We start from the raw sequence: 2,647 nt of genomic DNA, 5'->3' as shown, positions 1-2,647 counted from the left end.
TCGTTGACGTCGCGCGCCGGCGCGATCTCGACGATGTCCATGCCGACCAGCTTGCCCTTGCCGACCAGGCCCTGGATCAGCTCGATCGTCTGCCGGTAGGTGACGCCGCCCGGCTGCGGACCTTCGACCGCAGGCATCACCGACGGATCGAGCCCGTCGGCATCGATGGTGAGATAGTAGCGGCCGCCATCCGGGATGCGTTTCAATAGGGCGGCGGTGCCGATATCCTGCCATTCATTGGTGGTGATGATGTTGGCGCCGTAGGCGCGAGCCGCCTCGACCTCCTCGGTGCGGGCGCTGCCTTGGCCGCGGACGCCGACCTGGAAGATCTTCTCGATATGCTTCATCTCCGAAGCGCGGCGGATGGTGCTCGAATAGCCTTCCTTGACGCCGTTGACGTTATCGCGCCAGTCGAGATGGGCATCGAGCTGCACCAGCGTGATCGGCCCCTCCCCATCGAGCGCGCGGAAGATCGGGATCGGAATGCCGTGGTCGCCACCGATGGTGATCGGCATCGCGCCGGCGGCGCGGATCTTGCGGATCGCCGCTTCCGCTTTGCTGTAGTGGCCGACATGGTCGGCGGCGTTGCCGGGCACGTCGCCGACGTCGACCACCTTGATGTCCTGACCGGCGAAGACCGGCCCGCCAATGTCGAAATCATAGCGGTCGAGCGCCTGGCTGATGCGCTTGGAAGCGCGCCGCACCGCGGTCGGCGCGTTGGTCTGGTCGTTGATCAGTTCGTCGATCGTATAGGGATCGCCATAGGGCATGCCGATGATGGCGACATCGGCCTTCAGCGTGTCGGGATCCTCGACCAGCGGGAAGTTCATGAATGTCTGGAAGACATCGCGCGGCGCGGTGGTGAGCTTGGACATGTGGTCTCCTCTTTGGTGTTGAAAGCTTTGATTGCAGTCAGCCGCGCCCGGCGGCGAGATGCGGGGTCAGCCGGCGCTCCAGCGTGCGCGCCGCCGCGGCCACCAGCACGGTGAGGCCCCAGTAGAGCAGCGCGATCGCGGTGAAGATCTCGACCGGCGCGAAGGTGCGCCCGATAATGTCCTGCGCCATATAGGTAAGCTCGGGCACGGTGATCGCCGACAGGATCGCCGATTCCTTGATCAGCGTGATGGTGAGGTTGGTCGCCGCCGGCAGGATGTAGCCCGCCACCTGCGGCAGTAGCACCTTGCGCAGGATCAGCGGATAGCGCAATCCAAGCGCATAGCCGGCCTCGGTCTGTCCGCTCGGGATCGACTGGATCGCGCCGCGCACGATCTCGGCGAAATAGGCGCTGGCATAGGCCGACAGCGCAATGACCGAAACGGCGATCGTCGACAGCCGCACGCCCGCCATCGGCAGCACGTAGAACAGCAGGAACACCTGGATGAGGAACGGGATGTTGCGGAAGAGCTCGACATAGGCCGCGACGATCGACGCCGGCACGCGCCCTGCCCTGAGCCGCACCAGCGCAAGCACCAGGCCGAGCGCGAAGCCGAGCGGCAACGTGACGGCGCAGATGACGAGCGTGTTGCCGAACCCCTTTGCCAGCGCCGGCCAGTTGTCGGTGATGACGGCGAAGTCGAAGCTCATGCCCGCGCCCTCTCCGCCTGGCGTTCCAGCCGCCGCACCAGAAGGCTGCAGGCAAACAGCACCATGAAATAGAGCACCGCCGCGACCATGAACGCTTCGACCGGCCGGTAGGTGACGTTCATGATGTTCTGCGCGGTGCGCGTCAGCTCGACCACGGTGATCACCGACAGGATCGACGAGGCCTTCACCAGCATGGTGAACTCGTTGACCATCGGCGGGATGACGACGCGGAAGAGCTGCGGCAGGATGATCTTCCGCCAGGTGACCGGCGGCTTCAGCCCGAGCGCCTTGGCCGCCTCATACTGGCCGACCGGGATGCGCGTCAGCCCGGCCCTGAGGATCTCGGCAACGAAGGCGGCGCTGTTGAAGGACAGCGCCAGCACGCCGGCGAGCAGCGGCGGCAGGTCGATGCCGACCAGTCCCGGCAGCACGTAATAGACGACGAAGATCTGCACGATCAAAGGCGTGCCGCGGATGAAGCTGGTGTAGACGGCGCCGATGAAGCGGACCGCCCGCCAGCGCGAACGGCGGCAGGCGAGCAGGCCGAAGCCGATGACGGTGCCGAGCGCGAAGCCGAGCGCCGAGACGGCGAGCGTGACGCCCGCGCCCGCCAGGAATTGCGGCAGGAAGGCGATGGTTCTGGAGAAGTCGACCATAACTCTGGCTCCAGGCGCGCGGAGAGAACGGCCTCACCGTGAGGCCGGCCCTCTCGCCTTGTGAGAAGCGGCTAGAGCATGATCCTGAAAACTGGGAACCGGTTTTCGGAAAAGATCATGCCCCAACTGAGAGTTGGATCAGGGTGACGATTCAACGAAACGTCATCCTGGTCTAGAGAGCGCCCGGCGGCAGGTAGCCCTGGTCGGGCGTCTGCATCTCGAAGCCGAACCATTTGAGCTGCAGCTCCTTGAGCTTGCCGCTGTCCTTCAATTCGCCGATCCGGGCATTGATGAAGTCGCGCAGGTCCTTGTCCTCGGGCCGCACCACCCAGGCCAGATATTCAACCCCGCTGATCGAGCCGACGATCTTGTAGGTGTCGGGCACATTCTTCATCAGCACCGCCGCC

4 protein-coding genes are annotated in these 2,647 nt (G+C 65.0%); all 4 read right to left on the bottom strand.

Annotated elements, in window-relative coordinates; translation table 11 throughout:
* Positions 1–875: agmatinase (locus tag Q0L57_RS12145; RefSeq protein WP_296742942.1), on the bottom strand; the 875-nt coding region annotated here is incomplete at its 3' end.
* A gap of 37 nt (positions 876–912) precedes the next feature.
* Positions 913–1,584, bottom strand: coding sequence for an amino acid ABC transporter permease (locus tag Q0L57_RS12140; protein WP_296742940.1), 672 nt, complete (start codon positions 1,582–1,584; stop codon positions 913–915).
* Entirely contained in the window at positions 1,581–2,240 is a 660-nt protein-coding gene (locus Q0L57_RS12135; RefSeq protein WP_296742939.1) for an amino acid ABC transporter permease, read from the bottom strand. The genes Q0L57_RS12140 and Q0L57_RS12135 overlap by 4 nt, the downstream gene beginning before the upstream one ends.
* A gap of 172 nt (positions 2,241–2,412) precedes the next feature.
* On the bottom strand, positions 2,413–2,647 hold a 235-nt coding region (locus Q0L57_RS12130; protein WP_296742937.1), incomplete at its 5' end, for a transporter substrate-binding domain-containing protein.

The organism is Mesorhizobium sp., from assembly GCF_024509055.1.
Lineage (GTDB): Bacteria > Pseudomonadota > Alphaproteobacteria > Rhizobiales > Rhizobiaceae > Mesorhizobium.
The sequence above is the reverse complement of the archived record's forward strand: the minus strand, read 5'-3'. Positions and strand labels throughout refer to the sequence as shown.